Source organism: Methylobacterium nigriterrae (genome assembly GCF_037106235.1).
GTDB lineage: Bacteria > Pseudomonadota > Alphaproteobacteria > Rhizobiales > Beijerinckiaceae > Methylobacterium > Methylobacterium nigriterrae.
In genome coordinates this window covers 1-301 of record NZ_JBAWTG010000700.1, presented here as the reverse complement: position 1 = coordinate 301, position 301 = coordinate 1, and the positions used below count along the sequence as shown (strand labels likewise).

Annotated in this window: 1 protein-coding gene; it reads left to right on the top strand. The window is 76.7% G+C overall.

From position 1 onward, the window contains the following. Window positions 1-301 (top strand): AMP-binding protein (locus tag WDW90_RS38785; RefSeq protein ID WP_336492955.1); only part of this gene is annotated, 301 nt, incomplete at both ends.

Genomic DNA, 301 nt, shown 5'->3' with positions numbered 1-301 from the left:
GCGCCACGGCTGCACGGCGGGCGAGGCGCTGCCCCTCGACCTGCTCGACGCCTGGACCCGGCCGACCGGCAAGCCGCTCTACGAGGCGCTCGGAAAGAGCGAGATCACGACCTACGTGTCGAGCGGCCCGACCGTGCCCGTGCGGCCGGGCTCGCCGGGCAAGCCGCAGCCCGGGCGCCCCGTGGCGATCCTGCCCGTCGAGGGCGCGCCGGAGCCCCTGCCCGCGGGCGTGACGGGATTGCTCGCCGTGCACCGCTCCGAGCCCGGCCTGATGCTCGGCTACTGGAACCGCCCCGACGAG